At 49.7% G+C, this 21,890-nt stretch carries 14 protein-coding genes; 3 read left to right on the forward strand and 11 right to left on the reverse strand.

Annotation, left to right across the window (positions count from 1 at the left end):
• Positions 1–8 precede the first annotated feature (8 nt).
• The 9 genes from MKX40_RS25045 to MKX40_RS25085 form a co-directional block, all read right to left on the reverse strand.
• Positions 9–1,352, reverse strand: coding sequence for an LLM class flavin-dependent oxidoreductase (locus MKX40_RS25045; protein ID WP_339237372.1), 1,344 nt, complete (start codon positions 1,350–1,352; stop codon positions 9–11).
• Positions 1,353–1,694: 342 nt separating this feature from the next.
• A complete protein-coding gene (locus MKX40_RS25050) occupies positions 1,695–1,973 on the reverse strand; it encodes a glutaredoxin family protein (RefSeq protein ID WP_253440555.1) in 279 nt (92 codons plus the stop codon).
• Positions 1,974–2,173: 200 nt separating this feature from the next.
• A complete protein-coding gene (locus MKX40_RS25055; RefSeq protein WP_339237376.1) occupies positions 2,174–3,142 on the reverse strand; it encodes an aminoglycoside phosphotransferase family protein in 969 nt (322 codons plus the stop codon).
• Positions 3,143–3,564: 422 nt separating this feature from the next.
• A complete protein-coding gene (locus tag MKX40_RS25060; protein WP_339237379.1) occupies positions 3,565–5,274 on the reverse strand; it encodes a glycosyltransferase family 2 protein in 1,710 nt (569 codons plus the stop codon).
• A gap of 66 nt (positions 5,275–5,340) precedes the next feature.
• Positions 5,341–6,180, reverse strand: coding sequence for a GT-D fold domain-containing glycosyltransferase (locus tag MKX40_RS25065; protein ID WP_339237381.1), 840 nt, complete (start codon positions 6,178–6,180; stop codon positions 5,341–5,343).
• Between the two features lie 713 nt (positions 6,181–6,893).
• Entirely contained in the window at positions 6,894–7,625 is a 732-nt protein-coding gene (locus tag MKX40_RS25070; protein WP_339237384.1) for a sugar phosphate nucleotidyltransferase, read from the reverse strand.
• The gene (locus MKX40_RS25075) at positions 7,622–8,395 is read right to left on the reverse strand and encodes a glycosyltransferase family 2 protein (RefSeq protein ID WP_339237387.1); all 774 of its coding nucleotides are present in this window, start codon (positions 8,393–8,395) and stop codon (positions 7,622–7,624) included. Before MKX40_RS25075 ends, MKX40_RS25070 begins: the two co-directional genes overlap by 4 nt.
• On the reverse strand, positions 8,392–9,507 hold the full coding sequence (locus MKX40_RS25080; RefSeq protein ID WP_339237389.1) for a glycosyltransferase family A protein: 1,116 nt from the start codon (positions 9,505–9,507) through the stop codon (positions 8,392–8,394). Before MKX40_RS25080 ends, MKX40_RS25075 begins: the two co-directional genes overlap by 4 nt.
• Positions 9,508–9,548: 41 nt before the next feature.
• Positions 9,549–10,505: a glycosyltransferase gene (locus tag MKX40_RS25085; protein WP_339237391.1), complete on the reverse strand. Its 957-nt coding sequence runs from the start codon at positions 10,503–10,505 to the stop codon at positions 9,549–9,551.
• Positions 10,506–11,275: 770 nt separating this feature from the next.
• Here MKX40_RS25085 and MKX40_RS25090 point away from each other — a divergent pair.
• Positions 11,276–12,841, forward strand: coding sequence for a M4 family metallopeptidase (locus MKX40_RS25090; RefSeq protein WP_339237393.1), 1,566 nt, complete (start codon positions 11,276–11,278; stop codon positions 12,839–12,841).
• A 173-nt stretch (positions 12,842–13,014) separates the two neighbouring features.
• Here the strand turns inward: MKX40_RS25090 and MKX40_RS25095 are convergent, their stop codons facing one another.
• Positions 13,015–18,264: a WIAG-tail domain gene (locus tag MKX40_RS25095; RefSeq protein WP_339237395.1), complete on the reverse strand. Its 5,250-nt coding sequence runs from the start codon at positions 18,262–18,264 to the stop codon at positions 13,015–13,017.
• A 480-nt stretch (positions 18,265–18,744) separates the two neighbouring features.
• Here MKX40_RS25095 and MKX40_RS25100 point away from each other — a divergent pair, with 480 nt between their 5' ends.
• Positions 18,745–19,878, forward strand: coding sequence for a YheC/YheD family protein (locus MKX40_RS25100; protein ID WP_339237397.1), 1,134 nt, complete (start codon positions 18,745–18,747; stop codon positions 19,876–19,878).
• An 85-nt stretch (positions 19,879–19,963) separates the two neighbouring features.
• The gene (gene asd, locus MKX40_RS25105) at positions 19,964–20,755 is read left to right on the forward strand and encodes an archaetidylserine decarboxylase (protein WP_339237400.1); all 792 of its coding nucleotides are present in this window, start codon (positions 19,964–19,966) and stop codon (positions 20,753–20,755) included.
• A 346-nt stretch (positions 20,756–21,101) separates the two neighbouring features.
• Here asd and MKX40_RS25110 read toward each other — a convergent pair whose 3' ends face one another.
• On the reverse strand, positions 21,102–21,887 hold the full coding sequence (locus MKX40_RS25110; RefSeq protein WP_105601246.1) for an AraC family transcriptional regulator: 786 nt from the start codon (positions 21,885–21,887) through the stop codon (positions 21,102–21,104).
• Positions 21,888–21,890: the final 3 nt, after the last annotated feature.

A 21,890-nucleotide genomic window follows, 5' to 3' on the forward strand; every position in this document is an offset into this window, starting at 1 on the left:
CATCTCAATTATGCCAGATCAGATACCACTTGCTCCCTGGCAGCCGTATAACGGTTAACCGGAATTTTCACCCCAAGATTACCTCGCAATGTATCGTGTTCATAGTCCGTACGATAGAGGCCGCGCTCTTGCAGAATTGGAACAACCAGTTTTACGAAATCAGACAATCCACTTGGCAATTCGGAAGCAATAATGAAACCGTCAGCCGCTTCCGTCTCAAACCATTCCTGAATTTTGTCAGCAACCTGCTCCGGTGTGCCGAGGAATTTGCTGCGTGGTGTTGCTGCCCGCAGTGCCACTTCACGCAAGGTCAACCCTTGCTCCTTGGCATCCTTCTTAATCTTGTCCGTGCCACTGCGGAAACTGTTGCTTCCAATTCCGTTCAACTCCGGGAAAGGTTCATCCAATGGATATTGGGAGAAATCATGATGTTCGAAGAATCGTCCCAGGTAATCCAATGCTTTGTCTATCGTGACCAAGCTTGCGATTTCCTGATATTTCTGTTCAGCTTCCTCTTCCGTCCGTCCAACAATAGGATTGATACCTGGCAGAATGACAATATCCTGTGAAGAACGTCCATAGGAAGCGGCCCGTGTTTTGACATCCTTATAGAATGCCTGAGCATCTTCAATCGTATCGTGTCCGGTAAAGACAGCATCCGCTTCTTGCGCAGCCAGGTTTTTGCCATCTTCTGAAGAACCTGCCTGGAAAATTACCGGCTGCCCTTGCCGTGAACGGGCAATGTTGAGCGGACCCTGTACGGAGAAGAATTCTCCTTCATGATTAAGGGTGTGCAGCTTGGATGGATCGAAGAATACACCGCTCTCTTTGTCTCTTACAAAGGCATCATCTTCCCACGAGTCCCACAATCCTTTGGTTACCTGCAGATATTCCGTAGCGATGCGGTACCGTTCCGGATGCGTTGGATGATTACTCTTGCTATAGTTCTTCGCTGTACCTTCCAGCGGGGAGGTCACAACGTTCCAGCCTGCACGGCCATCACTGATCTGATCAAGAGAACCGAACTGTCTGGCTACGGTGAAGGGATCACTATAGGATGTCGATAGGGTACCCACCAGTCCAATCCGTGAAGTAACGGCAGCCAAAGCGGACAGGATACTGATTGGTTCGAAACGATTCAGGAAATGGGGAATGGATTTCTCGGTAATATACAGACCGTCTGCGATAAATACAAGATCGAACTTGCCTTCTTCCGCTTTCAGCGTCTGACGTTTGTAGAACTCAAAGTTAACGCTGGCATCTGCCTGAACTTCCGGGTGTCTCCATGTCGTATTGCTGCCTCCGACGCCGTGTACAATTGCTCCGAATTTCAAACTGCGTTTCGCTGTCATGTGCATTCCGCCTTCCTTGGATTAAAATCTTCAAAAGAATGTTCAAGGGTCGTTCTGAAGGGTTAACATATGCGAATCAACTAAAAGTTAACTATTCCTATGAGTTTGGTTTGTTTTAATTTCACAAATCTTATCACTGCCCCGTAAAAGGGTCAACAGCGCGACTAATAGATTTTTTCTATATGTGTATTGAAGATGTGAATGTACGTATCATGGAGTTAGATGCAGAGCATTTACATCTCCTAAAGGCCTCCGGTTCATAAACATTCCAACTGCTGCATCATGCCTATTGCATCATGCAACAGCTGGAACTGCCAGATTCAAAGTGTACATGGATCCTCGTCAGACTGCTGCTGCTTCGTCCGGTTGTGCCAGAAGTTCGGCCAGCTTTTCCAGATCAGGTTCCAGCAAGGCTTCGAACTTGCCGTCCCCTCCCACTTCAATAACGGGTACATGCCGAATGCCATATTTAGCTTCAAGCACATCACGCAGTACGTCATTACCCTGTACTTCAATGTTCTCGAAAGGCTGGTTTCGCTCTGTCAGAAATGCTTTCACTTCCCCGCAGAAATGACAGCCTGTTTTGCTCCACAGCACGACTTTTTTGGTTGATGATGACATCGACATACCTCCTGCTAGGTTTTAAAATTAAGGTCCGGGGAATTCCTCCGAATGCTCTAGACCTTCAATTCCCATCTGTTATATAAGAATTATGGCTATAAATGTACTCCTGCGCCCTTCATGCGTCAATGGATCTGCTAATAGAATAATCCTATAGTTAAATAGAAAGATTAAATTTTATATTTGAAAGATGAACGATTTTACAGGAAAGATTGCCTATTATTTCGACAAACCTGTTCAAAAGCTTGTTTCGCTAATACAGTGTAAAACTTGATCTGATCCGGACTTCGATCTATAGCCCACCTTAATGTATCGAAAGCTTTCAACAGCAACACATGTCTCGCTTGATTCAGTTCATGTTCCTGCTCTTGTATACTTGTCCCATAGCCTTCTAAAAACGCTCTCAATTGTTCGTTATCAGGCCCATTCCCTTGTAGCTGGCATTGCATGAGTTGAATGATATCCCCATACGGCACGACAGTAACCTCTGCATTTCCCCAATCCAAAAGGGTTATCTCACCCGTAGAACTCACAATTGTATTCTTCAAGGAGAGGTCGCCATGGCACAAACCAAAGCGGAACTTTTGCATTTTTAATTGTTCAAACCATTGCCTTACGACCTGTGATTCCTTCATCGTAATGACACCAAGCTCGATCAGCGGGTCCTGCTCCGTCAGACTATTGATATTGTACTGAACATAACCTTGCCAACTGCCATCTGATCCTGGATGCGGGGGAGAATAAAATTGATTTTGTACCTCATCGTGCATTTCCCTTCCAAAGCCATTCACTGAGATGGATTGAAACTGTTTTGTGTACTCTCCGAGTTTTCTCCAAATCACGGTTGGAGACACTGTCGTGTCCAAACCGTTATCCCCTTCCACAACCGTTTGAATCATATAGGCATGTTCGGCGTTGACTCCAACGGATAATGTCTTTGGCACAGGGATACCGGCACTTGCTGCCCGTTCGATACACCATTTTTCTTTCACAAAGGTGGAATATGTATCTGGATCGTTCATGCGTACAACCACTTTACGACTTGCCGTCTCCACCAGGCAGACTTGATTGACAAAACCTTTGCCGAGGATATGATGAGAGCATTTTACTTTTTCAAGCAGAAAATCACTGGCAATCTGTTCAGCTTGTCTGACTACAGAATTCTTCATCCCGTATCCTCCCTCAATCGCTTTACTTTAAGTGGTCTATATAAGTTGAACTAATCATTTATACGATAACGGATAGGAAAGAAAAAACCTGAAAAAGCGAAGCTACAAGCTTTCTGCAAGAAAGCTACTTCGAAAGCATACACTTCGTCTACAAGCTTTCTGAAAGAAAGCTGCATCGGAAGCATACGCTATCCCTGGATTTCCCCTTGAGAAAGGGAATCGAAAGCATCTGGGGATAACAGCGATTGGAAGGTTATTCTGTCAACGTAGTGTCAGTATAAATAATCTTCAGTTCAAATTATATAGTTAACATCTCATATGTAATATTCGGATGCGGAATGAATCAGAGCGATTACACAGGATATCGCTGCATCTTCCATTCCGCATCATGCTGCTGATCCGGATATACAGATTGCCTGACATTACAGATCCGGGTTCAAGAGCTGAGGTGGGGCGATAATCGGCCATCCTTCTTCCAACGAATTCAGCTGTTCCGCAGACACGCTGATAATATGCCCGGAATGTATACCCCAACGTTCTGCGGCATAGACCGATACAAATCGTCTCCGCTTGCCTCCGCTGATCTGATATCGAATCTCGGGTGCATCCACTGCGGCAACAATACTTCCTTCTGCCCAGAGATGTGGAGAATCCTGGACCGCTTTATTCTGCACCTGATGTGACTCCATCGTCCAACCTTGCACGTCACCTGCTGATATCAGTGCATCTCCGGCAGGAATGGCGAGCAGATCCGGTTTGGCCACCTGAACAGGTGATATTCCACGAGGTACAGGAATGTTCAGCTTACGCCGCCGACCGCCAGTTAACGTATAGACATCACCTTTCGCATCCGACAGGAACGCACCTTCCGGGTAGAACTCACAACTTCGTCTAAACTGTAATGCTGGATCTTGGCTACCCTGTGTTGAGATTCGCTGACGCGAATCGATTGTGCTCATGTCTCTATCCTCCTGTTGGCCGGATGAGGTACCAGAGGTGTGTTGGCTCGCCAACCGGGACGTCTCGGCAACCAGGCCATGAGGATCTCCCCACTTTTGGTTATAAAACTGCTCGTTATCCTTGTTCACTACTGCAAAATCCTGCTCACCCAATGCTTTCATGCTGACACTTCCAAAGTGATGGATAAAGGCATCCCCGGCTACCGCAAGCTGGTATCCTGCCAGCTTCACCCGAATGATCCAGTCGTCATCTTCATAATTGCCCACCGCGTACCCTTCGTCCAGATAACCTACCCGTTCCAGCAGTTCCCGCGAGAATAGCCAGCAGAATCCGACCAGACGATCCGTGATTCGATGTTTGTCTGCATCGGGACGATTCTGTGTGGCGGCAAAAGACCACATCTCTCCTACCTCACGATATGGAACCTCGATCTGCTGATCCCCGCCAATATAGTTGGTCACCGGACCCACCACACCAATCTTCGGATCACTGGCAAGACATGTCATCATATTATCCAGCCAACCCGGAGTAACCAGCGTATCGTTGTTCAGTACAATGATATGTCGTCCTCTCGCCATCATCAGCCCGTGATTAACACCTCCGGCAAACCCCCGGTTTTGATCCAATGCTGCTACCCTCACCATGCCGCCTTTGCGGAGCATAGCCTTGGCAGTTCCATCCTTGGAGGCATTATCCACGACAATGATTTCGTAGGGGGCAGGTGTATGCTTTTCAATACTGGACACACATTGCAGCACATACTCCCGTTGATTGTACGTGGGAATAATGATGCTAACTCCTTCAAAAACCAGACCAAATGAACTCTGTCCCTGGCGGACACCTTCGTCGTATCCTCTATGATAACCCTGTTTGTAGAGCCTGGCTCTGGTTGCGCGGCTGCTTTTACCGTTGCGTCTGGATTTCCGCGTTGAGCGACGACCTGCTGCATGCAGGACGACCATGGCAGGTCGCGAGACATCGCGCTGTGAGGCAGGGCGAGCCGTTTTTTTGCCGCTGCTTATACTCCCATTCCGGCTGTTTTCACTGCGAGTGCTGTTATTTGACGTGATGTTGTGATGACTGTGACCCTTTCGACGGATGTCGTTTCGAACATTAACCTTCTTGCTGCGGCCATGACGTTCTTCCCCGCGCTGTTGATCGGGTGTGCTCATATTGCTCCCTCCATTTCCACTCGTCCGTGAGGCCAATGCGCATATGACCAGCCTCCGGACGGTCCACTAGAGTTGAAGCTCTCCTTTTACCAGTTTGTCAGCCAAATGTCCAAAATCAAAAGCGACCTTGCCGAGTTCACCCGCGATTCGTCGACACAGAATGACCGCCGGAATACCCGCTGCCACCAATGCAATATCGAAGGCATGTTCTGCGGTTAGCTGCATCACACTCGGAATGTCCATCACTCCCGTCACAGAACCAATGATGCCTGTGACATGAATCCCCCGGTTATGCAGCAGCGCTCCAAGCTCTGCGGCCTGGCTGCCTATAAGCAAAACCCGTCGCCCTTGCAGCAATGGCAGCAGCAAGCCGGACTGGTGCAGACTGTAATTGATGGTAGAGCTGGTCAACTTCAGCCGGGACCAGTCGATTCCGAAGTGACGCAATACGGGGAAGAGCAGCCCCTGGAATGTGGGCGCCCGCGAGATCGGGACGCCAACCCAGTCGGCGGCCTGAATGGCTTCCGCAAGCATCGCGCGGATGTCGGGGGTTGAGCATGGCACCCCTGCATAGGGCAGAAACGGTGCCAGCTCCTGCACTTCCTGGCCGGGCAGCACCGTATCGGCTGCCAGCGTCAGCAGTTCGCCATCTCCGAGGCGAACGACAGACAAGGGGCGCTGCGCATCCAGCGCCGCCACGATGTGTCCAGCCATCTCATGCGGGCTGGACAGCCGGGTCAGGCTGGGCGCGTATTGGCGAAATCCCGCCGCGATCAAATCTGCCGCCGCCGCGACAGGCAGAATGTGATCCGGCGGGATATGCTGCGCCACCAGCGCCTCCCCGCCGGCGAATACGCCGTCGCGGTAGCCCTCGGCATAGCCGCCGGGCACGGCCTGCGCCTGCACTGCGTGCTCCGCGAGCTGTGCAGGCGCAGGCAAGCCCTTGGCGCTGCCCGCATGCGCGGCGGCAGCGCCATCCCGCCCCGCGGGAGCGACACCCTTCGGATGTGTCGCTTGGCGCGGGGCGGGGCCAGCACCGCTGGCAGGCATCGCCTGTGGCGTGCTGGCTTGCGGTGCTGGCATGGGCGCACGGCGCATCGCCGTGCGCTGCTTGGCGCGGGCAGCGGCACGCCCGCCCCGCGTGGGTGCAGGCTTGCGCCCAGCAGTGGCCTGGCGCGGGCCGGCTTTGCCTTTGCGGGTGCGGCTGGCTCTCGCCGCTTTGCTCGCGCTCGCAGGGCCAGCTTTGCCTGCTCTGCCAACAACAGTGCCTGGGCTGCTCGCTTTGCCTGCACGAACCTTATGCGCTGCGCCGGCAGATGTCCCCGCTTTCGTCAGGGTACTGCGTTTCCCTGACTTCACACCTTTGACTCCAGCAGGCCCGGTACCTGCTGCTATCGGAGTGCCACTGCCCATTAATACAGCCGGGTGGATGCCCCGGGGCTTACCTGACACAGTGACCTCAGCAGACCCGGTGCGTGTTACTACTCTCACGCCATTCCCTCCTTTGGCATGCACGAGGATGGTCGCTGCGCAAAGCGCCGGAGCATCCTTCCAGCTCCGGCGCAGGGTGTTCTGCTCCCATGGGGCACCGCACAGCGGCAGCATCAGGCGCATTCATTTTAGGGCAATTGTCCTTTCATGCGAACGGCTGCTTCCTGGAGCGAATCAAATGTACCTGCATCACTCCAGTATTTCTGCAAAATGTCGTATTCCAGTCCGCCAGCAGACGCGTAGTGATTATTCACATCCGTAATTTCGAGTTCTCCGCGCGCAGACGGCGAGATATTACGAATCAGGTTAAAAACATGATCATCATACATGTATATTCCTGTCACACAATAAGAGGTTTTCGGCTGGCTTGGCTTCTCCTCAATATACGAGATTCGCTGCGGATGCTGTGGATCAAAGACAGGCACCCCGTAACGTCGTGCATCATCCACCTCTTTGAGCAGGACTCGTGCTGTACCCACAGGTTGCTGCATGTAGCGGTCCACATAAGGCTTCAGATCATCACTGAAGAGATTATCGCCGAGAAGCACAACGAATTTTTCGCCAGGAAGAATAAAGGATGTCGCCAGATCCAATGCTTCCGCGATCCCGCCTGCCTTTTCCTGAATACGATAAGTCAACTTGACCCCATGATCCGCTCCGCCACCAAGATACTCTGTATATAGCCCGGCGGAATGTTTGTTAATCACAATCAATATTTCATCAACACCTGCCTGGCGGAGCCTGTCAATGCCGTACATAATCATCGGATGTTTTCCGACCGGAAGCAGATGTTTGTTAATGAGCCGGGTCAGCGGATACAGTCTAGTTCCTGTTCCGCCGGCAAGAATTACACCTTTCATTCCACGTTCCCTCCTTCATCGGATATGTCCATATATTCAAGCGGATCGACATGCCATTTGTTCATAAAAATCGAACGATTACGCTCAAGCAGTTGTTTCCATGCTATCGGATCTGTCTTCTGGAAGCTGGCACTTCCCTGATGATGCACGAGAACATCTCCACATACCAGCAAGCGATAACCCTGCAATCTTGCTCTATAACAATAATCATCATCTTCATAGTGTCCCGGAGAATAGGCCTCGTCAAGCAGTCCAACCGATTCCACGACATTTCGTTTCATCAGCATGCACAGACCGACAATCCGACGAACTTCCCTCCACCTTGAAGAATCCGCAATATTATTGGAATTGGCCAACTCCTGAAAATGTTCCATGTCACGGAACGTCAGTTCAATCTGCTGGATGCCGCTTGCATAGTTCGTAACAGGACCCGTGATCCCAATACTTACGTCACTGTACAGAGCCATTCGCAGATTCTCCAGCCAACGGGGCGTGACCGTAACATCATTGTTCAACAGCAGCAGTTCATCCCCGCAAGCTGCTCGAAGTCCAGCGTTACACGCGGCCGGAAATCCCCGATTGTCCGGAAACCTTACAAATCGAATTCGCTCTAGCGCGCAATATTCAGCCGTTCCATCCGTCGAGCCGTTATCAACAACGATAATTTCATACGACGCAGGATCGCCTGAGTATTGACGTATGGCATCGATGCAGGGCCTGATCAGATCCAGACCGTTGTACGTTGGGATAATGATACTCGTCAGTGTCATCTGGCGTTCCTCCTGTAAGCCACTTCTGCACGGGAGAGTGTGTGAGCCTGAGCTGAATTCCAACCTGTACCCAGTAATGTAGCCAGTGCCTCCAGATGATCTCCGATGATCAATCTGGCGACATCATTCCCACTTCCCGTGTTACCAGGACGCAACCGATTGGAACGAATAACATCCACCTGACTTGGTGCGGAGACGTTCATTCCATGCTGAATAGCTAGACTTTGTGCTTTAGGTGGAACGGCCAGTGATGCTGGCTTCACCGTCTGAATCATACGACGAGATAATGCATGAGGCACGGCTGTCATGGAGTTGGAACCGAGATCTGCCCGGCCTAATATTCGGTTCAGATATGCTTTGATCCTGCTTACCTCATCCTGCCCGGCAAACGCAGGAAGCAAAGACGTCAGATTATTCAACGCCACATCCTGTCCCCGATCAACGGCGAACAGAAAGGGTGCAAGCTGTTCAGCCGGGACGACCATATCTCCATCCACAAAGAGTACCGACTCCGCATCCGTCATCTTGGCTCCAAGAGCCCGCCCGACATCATGTCCTGCCCGATCCGGTTCATAGACTACTGTAAGACCAGGTTGCTTTAGTACCTGTTTCAAACTGTCATCTGTCGTTCCATTCAGTACGACAATGATATCCGTCAGAGGCAATCGCTTTAATTGCAATAACACCTGCCCCAGTGTGTGTTCCTCATTACAGGCACAGACAACGGCAGCAGCCGAATGACGAAGGGGAACTGGCACGATCTGCAATGAATGTCCCGAGGCATGAGCATAACCCTGCATAAATGCCTTACCTGCCTTCAGGGCTAGATCGAAGTTGCTTAGTTCCTTAACGTTCGCCGCGTGTGCATTCCATACGAGACGTGCGTGTTTGTCTGATGCTGTATTGTTCGCCTTCGCCTCGTTTCCTGCAACTTGCCCCGCTTCCCACATCAAGTGCAGATCCACTTGGCCAGACGTTGATCGGCTTTTTCTTGTTTTTTGAAGCTCCACATGCTTCTTGTTCCCACGACGCCTGTTAATTCCTATTCTTGCTACTCTCGTTCGTCTATTTGTTGTCCGCCTGCGGCGGGCAATCCCTGATCGTCCCTTCATTTCCTCACCTCCAGCATGTTGCATCATCCGATGCGACATGCTTACCTCGCCAGGTTGCGAACACGTTTCAGATCGGTATACCCTCCGCGGGGGCCGAGCGTATCCGTAATCCACTTAATCGCTGCCATATGATCATTCAGCACCACTTGACTTAGCGGATCAGGTCCGCTTCGCTTTTTGATTCGTACTGCATTCATTCTACCCACAGGTACGTGGTGAACAGCGCGTACCCGAAGTCCACCGATCACAGCCTTGGCTTGTGCGAGTGGCGGAACTTCCAGTGAGGATATTCCCATGACCTCAAGTCCTTTTCGGCTTATTGCATGTGGGATAGCTGTCATGGATGCCCCCCGGAGATCGGATCTTGCGAGTATGCTGTTCAACATGTGTTTGGCCTCCACGACCGGATGAACAGGATGACGAGTAACTGGCCCATGGTAGTCGTTAAGTGCCACATCCGTTCCCTTCAGCACAGCTTTCACATAAGGTGCAAGGTGCTCTGCAGGAATGGAAATATCTGCATCAGTAAAAAGCAAAACCTGACCACAGGCCGCCTCTGCGCCTACTTTTCGTCCTCCATCATGCCCCAGTGCTTCTGCATACGTAAGCACTCGTGCTCCAGCTCGTTTGGCTGCGTTAGCCGTGCCGTCTGTTGAGCCATTCACAATGACAAGCACCTCAGCATCACGGCATATCCGCAGCGCTTCACGTACAACTGTACCAATCGTTTTCTCCTCATTCATAGCAGGGATAATCACCGACAGCAGCGGACGCTGAGAACCATCCCCATGGGCAGGTGCATCACTCATGCCATTTTCCGCTCCATTCTCTACTCCATCCCTAGCCTTTGACATCAGCTGTCTGGATGGGATAACGAACGTATAGGCCTTTGTACCCTTTTTGTGTCCAGACTTCCCTCTTCGTTTCTTCAGCACTGTTTTTCTGCGTGTCTCATTTGAGCGGGCTGCATAACGTGCTGTGGTACGGGTTTTGCGCAACAGTTTCACCTCCCGCATTCAATCATCGGCATGCCAAGGGAGTACACGTTATTCTATGTATTCGTGGAGCAGTGGAAACGGCGTATGTCCTTGCACGAAGCAGGTTCTCTCTGTGAACACGAGGGTACAGGCCTTGATTTTAGACAAAATACGTCAAAATATGTGAAAAACGCTACCTCTCCCCTACTTCAGACACAATTTTAAAAAAAATCTAAATTTGCATCTTTTCCAAAGTTTTACACTGTGATAATATACGTTCCAAGCAGTTTTATTTACAAAAATAACCTTATGATGAACATAAGTTCCCATTTGTCTTTGCGAATCTATTTATTGACCTTAGGTTGATTAGATAATGATCTCATTCACAGAACCTGTTAAACCGATTCATTCTACTCTTGAGAGGAGTGATGCCGTTCAGAACACACTGCCTTCGTCATTTATGCAAACCCGGATTGAACACCCCAGTTTTTCGTAAACGAATCTTCTGCCCGCGCAATTGGACAACCCCCGGCTTTCTGAAAGTGGAGCACAATAGACGATTAAACCTTCGGACTGAACTGAATAAAACGGTCACCCTTTCGTTTGGTGTCGTACTTAACACCTCCCGAGCTAAGGCCCAAGCCAATTTTGTTCCAATCGTTTCTTGTCTGATTCCACGCTTCAGGTTCAGCCCCACACTCCGCGCTGCCTAGTTGCAGACGGAATTCCAACCGAGATTGGCATGATCATTTTCCAACCAAAAAATAAGCTAAAGAATGGGAGAGTTTACTATGAAATTCGCCAAAGTTATGCCAACAATTCTTGGAGGAGCTCTTTTGCTCGCTTCCGTATCCTCTGCTACTGCAGCTCCATTGTCTGATCAATCCATTCCACTTCAGGCCCCTTATGCCTCCGAGGAGGGTATTCCATTGAACAGTGGAACAGATGACACCATCTACAATTACCTTGGACAGCAGGAACAATTCCTGAATTCCGATGTGAAATCCCAGCTCAAAATTATCAAAAGAAACACAGATACATCTGGTGTGAGGCACTTCCGTCTGAAACAGTATATTAAAGGTATCCCGGTATATGGTGCAGAACAGACGGTTCACCTGGACAAAACTGGAGCCGTGAGCTCTGCACTTGGCGATCTTCCACCGATTGAAGAGCAGGCCATTCCGAACGATGGTGTAGCCGAGATCAGCGGGGAAGACGCAATCCAGATTGCAACCGAAGAAGCAACCTCTCGGATTGGAGAGCTTGGTGCCCCGGAGATCACACCTCAGGCTGAATTGAACATCTATCATCATGAAGAAGATGGACAGACGTATCTAGTTTACATTACGGAAGTAAACGTACTGGAACCTGCCCCTTTACGGACCAAATATTTCATCAATGCAGTAGATGGCAGTATCGTATCCCAGTTTGACCTCATTAACTTTGCCACTGGAACAGGTACAGGCGTACTCGGTGATACCAAAACACTGACAACCACCCAATCCGGCAGCACCTACCAACTGAAAGACACCACTCGCGGCAATGGCATCCAAACGTACACAGCGAACAATGGCTCCTCGCTTCCGGGTACCTTGCTCACGGATTCGGATAATGTATGGACCGATCGTGCTGGTGTAGATGCTCACGCCCATGCAGCTGCTACGTATGATTTCTACAAAAGCAAATTCAACCGTAACGGGATTAATGGTAACGGATTGCTGATTAGATCCACCGTACACTACGGCTCCAACTACAATAATGCCTTCTGGAACGGAGCACAGATTGTCTTTGGTGACGGAGATGGAACGACGTTCCGATCCCTGTCTGGTGATCTCGATGTTGTGGGTCATGAATTGACGCATGGTGTCATTGAATATACGGCCAATCTGGAGTATCGTAATGAACCAGGTGCACTCAACGAAGCCTTTGCCGATATTTTCGGTAATACGATTCAAAGCAAAAACTGGCTGCTCGGTGATGATATCTACACACCTAACATTCCAGGAGATGCACTGCGCTCCCTCTCCAATCCTACATTATATGGTCAACCTGACAAATACAGCGATCGCTACACAGGCACACAGGACAACGGCGGTGTCCATATCAACAGTGGTATCATCAACAAAGCCTATTACCTTGCTGCTCAGGGCGGAACACATAATGGTGTGACTGTTACCGGAATCGGCCGGGATAAAGCGATCCAGATTTTCTACAGCACACTGGTGAACTACCTGACACCAACGTCCAAATTTGCCGCTGCCAAAACAGCTACCATTCAAGCAGCCAAAGATCTGTACGGAGCGAATTCTGCTGAAGCTACTGCCATTACCAAAGCATATCAAGCTGTGGGCCTGTAAAATCTTACTTTATCGTGATTGAACTTATAATGTAATCATCCTAATGGTATCCAAACGTTCAGACACCCCCCACCGTCCGAACGGATTAAGCTTAGTTCTAACCAAAAGCGGTGTCCCGGACAACTCTGGACACCGCTTTTGTCATTCGTGTAATAAGGATACAACATCCTGCACTATCCTTGCGAAGGTCCCGCAGCAATCCATGACAATAACCCGTACGTATGCTTGCAATCTGCCGTACGCGACACCTCAAGCACTGCTTCGTCTTCACTTTGCGAGAGCAGGGAAATCTGGAATCCCCGATCATTGCTCATACCCACAATCACATAATGTTCTGAAGCAAATGACTCTTCAAAAACAACGGTTACCTCTGTGCTTCCTTCACTCTCTGGCAGGACAAAAGCTTCCATTCCGAATTGTTGTACAACCGGTTGCTTGCTTACGCTGCGAACGGGTTGGAAGGCCAGATGTTTGGCCTGAACTGCCCCCGATTGCAACTGGCTGCTGCCTACGGCATCATTACACAGATGCTCCTGTGTAACCGATTGTTCACTTAACACAAACTCCGTCGTTCCAGCGTTCTCCTGTGACTGTTCAAGCTGCGGTTGCTGAGCCTGATCTGCCTGTTCTGTGGTGAACAAGGCCGCCTCTGGTTCGCCAAGCTGATCACTTGGAGATAGCAACTCTTGTTGTTGCTCCGGCTCCTGATTCGATGTCTCGTGAATTTGTGTTACTTCCAGAACAGGACCGGGTATTCCTTCGACCAGGGTCTGCTGTAAAGGCTCTGCTGCTTCGCTCTCCGTTTGAATTAATCCCTCTTGTCTTCGGATCGCTGCCAGTTGCTCCAGCGTTTCTCCACTGAACTGACGAATCGCATTCCATATCTCTTCGCTCAAATGTGCCGGACCTACAATCCCTGCATTTAAGTGATTGGAAGTAATACTCTGATCACTCAGTTTGCTGCCGTTCACGCTGCCATCGGCCAATTTGGCACTAGTGACGGACCCATTTTGCAGATGAACACCGCTTACCGCTTCTTCTTCCAGATGGGTTGTGCGAATACTGTGTTCTTGAATATGTTCAGCAAGGATCGATCCATCCTGAATATGCCTAGATTGCACACTGTTGTCTGCCAAGTGGATAGCCGATACCGCACCTTCAAGCAATTTATTACCGTTAACACTGCCGTCCGCCATTTTGGCACTTGTTATGGAACCATTGTGCAGGTGAATCGCACTTACCGATTCTGCTTTGAGGTGAGAGATCCCAATGCTACGCTCCTGAATATGGTCAGCATGTATGGCTCTCTCCTGGATATGACGGGATTGTATACTTCCATTTGCAATGTGGACATCCGACACCGCATCTTCAAGCAATTTGCTGCCCGTTACACTGCCATCGGTCAGTTTGGCACCCGTTATTGACCCATCTTGCAGATGAACCGCACTTATTGCCTCTTCCTCTATATGGGACGTACCGATGCTATGCTCCTGAATATGATCAGCAAGGATTGCTCCTGCCTGGATATGGCGAGTTTGCACACTTTCGGATGCGATATGGCTCCCGCATACAGCATCATCGAGCAATTTGCTGCCGTTTATGCTACCGTCAGCCAATTTAGCACTTGTGACCGATCCATTTTGCAGATGAACGGCACTTACCGCTTCCTCTTCCAGATGGGTTGTGCCGATGCTTCGCTCCTGAATATGATCAGCATGAATGGCTCCTGCCTGAATATGCCCGGATTGTACACTGTCCGATGCGATATGAATCCCCGATACCGTGCCTTCGAGTAACTTGCTGCCCGTTATACTGTTATCCGCCAGTTTGGCACTTGTGACAGATCCATTTTGCAAATGAATAGCACTTACCGCTTCCTCTTCCAAATGTGCCGTGCCGATGCTCCGCTCTTGAATATGATCAGCATGAATGGCTCCTGCTTGAATCTGACGGGATTGCACACTATCATCTGCCATGTGGATATCCGATACCGATCCTTCAAGCAGCTTGCTGCCCGTTACACTGCCGTCGGCCAACTTGGTACTTGTGACAGACCCATTTTGCAGATGAATGGCACTTACCGCTTCCTCTTCCAAGTGATACATGCCGATGCTGTGCTCCTGAATATGGTCAGCCAGGATTGCTCCTTCCTGAATATGGCGGGATTGCACACTTTCGGATGCGATATGGATTCCCGACACCGCATCTTCGAGCAATTTGCTGCCGGTTACACTGCTGTCGGCCAGTTTGGCACTGACGACGGACCCATTTTGCAGATGAACGGCACTTACTGCTTCCTCTTCCAGATGGATTGTGCCGATGCTTCGTTCCTGGATGTGTCCAGCATGAATGGCGTCTGCCTGAATATGCTCGGATTGCACGCTTTCGGATGCAATATGCATCCCCGATACCGTACCTTCGAGTAACTTGCTGCCATTTATACTGCCGTCCGCCAGTTTGGCACTCGTAACAGATCCATTTTGCAGATGAAACTCACTCACGGACTCCTCATCCAGATGAATTGAGCCAATACTGCATTCTTGAATATGATCAGCCAGGATTGCTCCTTCCTGGATATGACGCGTTTGCACACTTTCGTTGGCAATGTGAGTAGCTGATACTGCCCCTGCAGCTAATTTGCTGCCATCAACACTACCGCTTGCTAGTTTGGAGCGTGTTACGGATTCATCCTGCAAAATAATCGTACTTACCGCCTCTTCTTCCAGATGAGACGTTCCGATGCTGCGTTCATGGATATGATGAGGAAGAATTTCACCATCCTGAATATGACGGGAATGTACAGCTCCTTGCTGCAGATGAACAGCACTTGTCGACTCTGCCTGGAGATGCAAACCACTGATCAAACCTGGCTGAAGATGAGCCGCTGTAATGGATAAAGGGGCCAGATGGTCTGTTTCGACAGATCCAGGTGCCAAGTGATGTGATGTGACCACCTGTTCAGCAATATGCTCCGCATGAATGATGTCTGCCTTCAGATGCTGTGAGCTTATTACTTGAGTTCCCAAATGTTCAGCTTTCACGCTGCCTTCAGCCAAATGCACGGATTGTACTACAGATGGCTGCAAGTGCTCGCTACCTACAGCACCCTGTTGCAGTTCTGTCCCGGATACCGAGTCTGCTGCCAAATGGTCCGCACTTACGGACCCGTGCCGAAGTTTGTTTCCCGTAATACTTCCATCAGCAAATAATTCCGGTGTGCGTATTTCCTCCGACAAATGTTCCAGGGAAACGGCATGCTGCTTCAGGTGATATCCGCGAATCGTTCCGGCTGGAATATGTTTGGCATTAATACTTTCTGCCATAATTTTGGAAGAAGTCACGCTTCCGTCTGCCAGTTTAGCTGACGTAACTGCAAAATCCGCCAGTTTATCTGTGGCAACACTCTCTGGTGAGAGCTTCGGTGAGGTAACCGCATGATCGGTTAGATGAGGTGGAAAAATGGACCCACCAGCCAACTGGGCTGAAGTTATACTGCCAGGAGCCAATTTTTCCGTTGTGACCGCCGCCCGTGCAATAGCATCTGTTTCAACACTGCCTGGTTGAAGATGAGGTGCGCCTACGGCATGTTCTGTCAGATGATCTGATTTCACTGCATACGGCCTCAGGGCCTCGGAACCCACGCTCCCTGGAGCGAGATGTGTACCTGTGACTCCACCGTTCGCAAGATGCGAGGAACTAACACTTCCCGGGGCAAGCACTCTGCTGCTCACCGATGCCGTTCCAAGCTTTTCTGTTGTCACACTTCCATCCGCGAGCTTAACATCTGTAACAGCAGCATCCTGCAATTCATACGTACCTACGGAGGTCTCTGCAAGATGCCGCTCAGATACTACGCCATCTGCGAGTGCATCTCCGGATACACTTCCTGTCGACAGATGAGTTGCCTCGATGCTTCCACTAGCAATATGAATGGAATGAATTGCGGAATTATCCACATGTACTGGCGTGATTCCCCGATTTGCAATGTGTTCCGCACGAATGGAACCTTTGGCAAGATGTTTACCCTGTACGGCTTCATCCGCAATTTTGGAAGAAATGATGCTTTGATCAGCGATCTTGGAAGCCGTAATGGATTGCTCCAGCAATTTTGCTGTTCCAACAGACTGGTCTGCCAGTTTGCTGCTGGTTACTGCACCTTCCGTCAAATGCTCACTGCCCACTTCTCCATTGCCAATCTGTTCCTTGCCAACGGCATGAGCGCGAATCTGGCTTGAACCGATTGAACCGTCCAGTAGATGTCTTCCACTTAGTGAACCCTCAGCCAAATGTCTAGTTTGTATGGACCCATCCTCAATCTGGTCACTTCCAATACTGCCACTCGATAGTTGTGAACGGCCGACAGCCCCTTCTGCCAGATGAGTCTGTTTAACAGCACCTGCCTGAATATGGTGAGACTCGATGGATAGTTCTTCAATTTTGCTGCCTGTGACAGCAGCTTCACGGATTTTGGATGTAGTCACCGCATCATCAGCCAGTTTGGAAGTATGCACTGCTCCTCCGGTGAGGTGCCTTGTATCCACGCCGCTAATCGCGATCTTGTCTCCAGTTACGGCATGATTCTTGATTAACTCTTCCGTTACCAGCATGCGGCTGAGATGTCTTGTGCCGATCGAACCATCGGCAATTTTGGTCGAATCGATGACCTGATTGCCAAGCTTCTGAGAAGTTATACTGCCATCTCTGATTTTCTCACCGGCGATAGAAGCATTTCGTATTTTGTGACCAGATACAGAACCGTCAATCAAGTGCTCCTCAGATACCGACGCTTCTGCAAGTTTCGCGGAAACAATGGCCCCGTCTGCAATATGAATGCTGGTCACTGCATAATCCTGCAATGCTTCACTGCCGACCGCATCCGGTTTCAGCTTGGAGGCATCCACAGAGAAAGGAGCCAGTTTGCTCTCCGTAACAGCAAATTCACTCAAATCATCCGTGTAGATGTAATGTCCGGTATGACCCGGCATCTGGTTCTGGTTCAGGATCTGCAGCCGATCCCTGTTTGTGATCTCTTGTTTGTTGATGTCCTGCTTGTTAATGTCCTGCTCTTCTACCAGAGCGGGCGGAGCCACGCTGCTAACCTGAAGCTGCTTTTCGGAGTCATCTTGCGTCTCAACTTCCTTACTATCAGACGCTACGTGGTCCGTCTTGATTTCGGCTTCGGTCTCTAGCTCCACCAACTCGTTCATTGTTGCAGGTAGTTCTGTTGATTCTAGCAGGAATTCTTCCGAAGCCTGAACAGCTCTCGAATCCCTTTTATTCGTATTCAATCGTTCTTCCCTATTCACAGTGAAACCGGAATTCATCTTGTCTGCCCTGCGATCCGTCAGTTCCAATTCCTTGAATTTTGGGCTCACATGCCGCAGTTTCGGCGTCGGAACCTTCTTTTTGCCATTTTTACTCATGCAGCTTGCTCCTTCCTCAAACGTTCATCTCCGGCATCATATGCTTCCATATGGGCATCTGCCACTTCATTTATGACTTTTGCGAATGCCAGAGCACCAATGTATAGGCATCAAGACAGGAAGGTTCGATGAACTTCGTGGAAATAGGCGTGTCAGGATGGTAGAGGAAAGGCGGCTGTCCACGCCCCCGTCCCAATCATGTCATAGAATATTATGTCTATGTCGTGTCTGAGAACTCCTGAAGTACATCGTTCACCGTCTTTTCTCCCCGTGCTGCGGCACTTTCCCTTGCTTGGAACGAAAATTCGGCCAAACCTGCTTCCTTCGGAGTTTTCAGTCATGACCTAAGCTAACGCTCGTGCATAGCGATGCACTTACACACCGGTCTGCGTTATCGCGATGTCTGAGCCATGCGGTGACAGGCCGGCATTCCATGAATGGACGATCCATGGTCGCGATAACATCGAAGGAGGAACGGTCATGCTCCAAGAAACGATCGGTATTATGTTCGATTCACGCATGTACCGGGGGATACCGGCCGGAAGGACCGGTCAGGAATCACTCGCGAATTATGAACAGGCAGCGGCCAGTTATGGATTAACCCCCTGCTTTTTGCGGCTGGAAGATATTGATTCGGATCAAAAAACATGTTTAGCCTATGTAAAAAAAGAAGGCAGATATGTTCGCGAGCGCATGTTATTGCCCTCCGTCATTCATAACCGTTCACTTCAGCTTCGACGGACAGAACAGCATCAGATCAGCAAGCTGATGTTGCAGGGCATTCAGGTATTCAACGTTCGCAACCGGTACCGTAAAGATCACATTCATGACATGCTTCATCAGGATCTCATCTTAAGAGAACACCTGCCCCATGCCGTTAAAGCTACGCCAGAATCTCTGGCCTATATGATGGAACATTATGATGACCTGGTCATCAAACCATGCAGCGGTAGCATCGGTCATGGTATTATGCGTGTCTTTGAACGAGATGGACAGTGGAAACTAACCTGTGAGACGAAGGCTGCACGTAGAGGATGGGCAACCTTCCGATTGAGCAAAGGACAGCTTCCTTCCTCCACCCTAAGGCGGATCTTTCGTCATGCCTACCTCATTGAACAGCGTATCCCTCTGGTGCGTTATGAGGGCAGACCGGTCGATCTGAGGGTATCCGTACAGCGTGGCGGTGATGGCTTGTGGGGAATTACAGGCATGTTTGCCAAAGCGGCTCCTGCGCATACGTTTGTCACCAACATCGCCCAAGGCGGTAAAGTCATGAAACTTGCAGAGGCTCTTGGTGGGGCAGTGGAATCCGAATTTGATCTAGCCCGACTGGAGCACAGAATTGAATTCGTTGCACTCCGAATTGCCCGTATATTAGCGGCCAGTCTTCCACATCTGGCTGATCTGGGCCTTGATCTCGGGATAACGCGCAATGGCCAGATCTATTTTATTGAATGTAATGGACGCGACCAGCGTTATGGATTTCGCAAGGCGGGAATGTCGGAACAATGGAAGACAACGTACAGCAATCCCATGGCTTATGGTCGTCTGCTGCTGGAACAGAATTCGAGAATTCCAAGACAACCGCAGACATACGATAGGAGATCATATTGATTTCGTGTGCATTCTGTGTCAATATTATGCAGAACGGCCGGTCTTGCCGGCCTTGAAGTTCGCATTAACCCTAAGGGGGATATTCATGGCAAAAACGCTGTTGCGATTAATGACCGAGCTTTCTTCGCGCAAATGGATCTCCCGGACTGTGGGAGCCTTCTCCAAAAGCCGGGGAAGTAAGGCATTTATCCCTTATTTTGTCCGGACCTACGACATCCCTGTTCAGGAGGCCGAGAAAGATTGGAAGGAATACCGTTCACTGAACGATTTCTTTACCCGCAAGTTAAAGCCGGGCATGCGCCCGTTGGAACTTTCAGAGCATGCACTGATCAGCCCGGTAGATGCCAAGATTACGGCAGCCGGTCCAATATCTGCAGGGACACTCCTGAATGTTAAGGGACAAAATTATACACTTGCTGAATTATTAAACCATTCTCCCCATTTGGAGAAGTACAAGCACGGATACGGATTCGTTCTCTATCTCAGCCCTCGCGACTATCACCGCATTCATGCACCTGTCAGCGGCCGCAAAATAGAGAGCGAACACATCAAGGGCAAAGTTTATCCCGTGAATGACTTTGGGCTGACCCATATGAAATCCGTGCTTAGTCGAAACGAGCGGCTCATTACGTATATCGCACACGATTACGGTGAAGTGGCGGTTGTCAAAGTGGGTGCAATGAACGTGAGTAGCATACAGTATGCTAACGCGGACACAAGTACCTGGGCACAAGGCGATGATCTGGCCTATTTTGAATTCGGTTCCACTGTTGTTCTGCTCACGCAGAGTGGTACATTTGAACCAAAACCAGGCCTACAGCCAGGCGATTCGGTCAAAATGGGTGCATTGCTTGGACGTTTGAAACCGAAGAATTAATGGTCCATACGCAAATAAAGAGGATGGCGCAGCACCTGTAACCAGGTATTGCGCCATCCTCTTTATGTCTTCATATCGATCCATGTATACATGCAATACGAAGCTTCGCTCCGTCATTATTGGTCTGCTGAGTTCTCCTCAAAACCACACATCTTGCAAGTCTTCTGCCGGTTTGACACGACGCAGACGGTTCCGGAAAATATTGCATCCCTTCGTAGAGCATCCCCGGTTGCGGACCCGACGTTTTCCGTTCATCACAAGTTCCCCCTTTTGGTCATCTGGAATGCTAGATATTTACCCTTGCGTTCCAGACTTGAAACGTTGTCATGTTCTTCCCATCCGAATTTTAACGAATCTCGGACGGGCTTTTGCCTGTATACTGCTTGAACTGACGACTGAAGAAGAAAATATCCCGGTATCCCAGAGCATCTGCCACTTCGGTCACATTCATGCCGGTATGCACCAGCAGATGTTCCGCCCGTTCAATACGCATGCGGATAATATAAGATTGCACCGATGATCCGACCAGTTCCTTGAACTTGATCGAGAAGTACCGGGGCGATAAGCCCGCTCGGGCAGCCAGATCTTCCACCCGATGTGTAATCCCTGGATGCTGACGCACATAATTGGCGACCTCCTGGATAACATCGGACAACTGGTTGCTTACCTTTTTCTCCACAGGTTCTTCCGTATCGGCGCGCAGCAAATGAATCATCAATTGCTTCAGAATCAATCGACTCTCTTCATCACGTCCGTACACATCCGATAAGAACAGTCTTACATAACGTGCCAGCAAGTGCTCAAATTCCACCGTTTCCTGTACCTCACGATAGGACTGAGGCACATCAGTCACAGGTCCGTCCACATCGAAGTGAATATACGTAAGTACCAACGGTTTTTGTTTATTATGTGTTGCAGTAGGATGATCTCCTGGCCTGAATAAAAAACAACTCCCCTTACCAACTTCATACGACTGGTCATTCAGTACAAGCGTTCCTTCACCACTCCATACATAAAATAAATCATAGTTTTGCATCGGTTTTTCCCGCTTCTGCCACTTCCAGCCCGGTTCACAGACAATTTTGGCGACAGCGGGCAAAATAACAAATGATGACGGCGATGCCTGCAGCATGTC

It is taken from the genome of Paenibacillus sp. FSL R5-0517, from assembly GCF_037974355.1.
Classification (GTDB): domain Bacteria; phylum Bacillota; class Bacilli; order Paenibacillales; family Paenibacillaceae; genus Paenibacillus.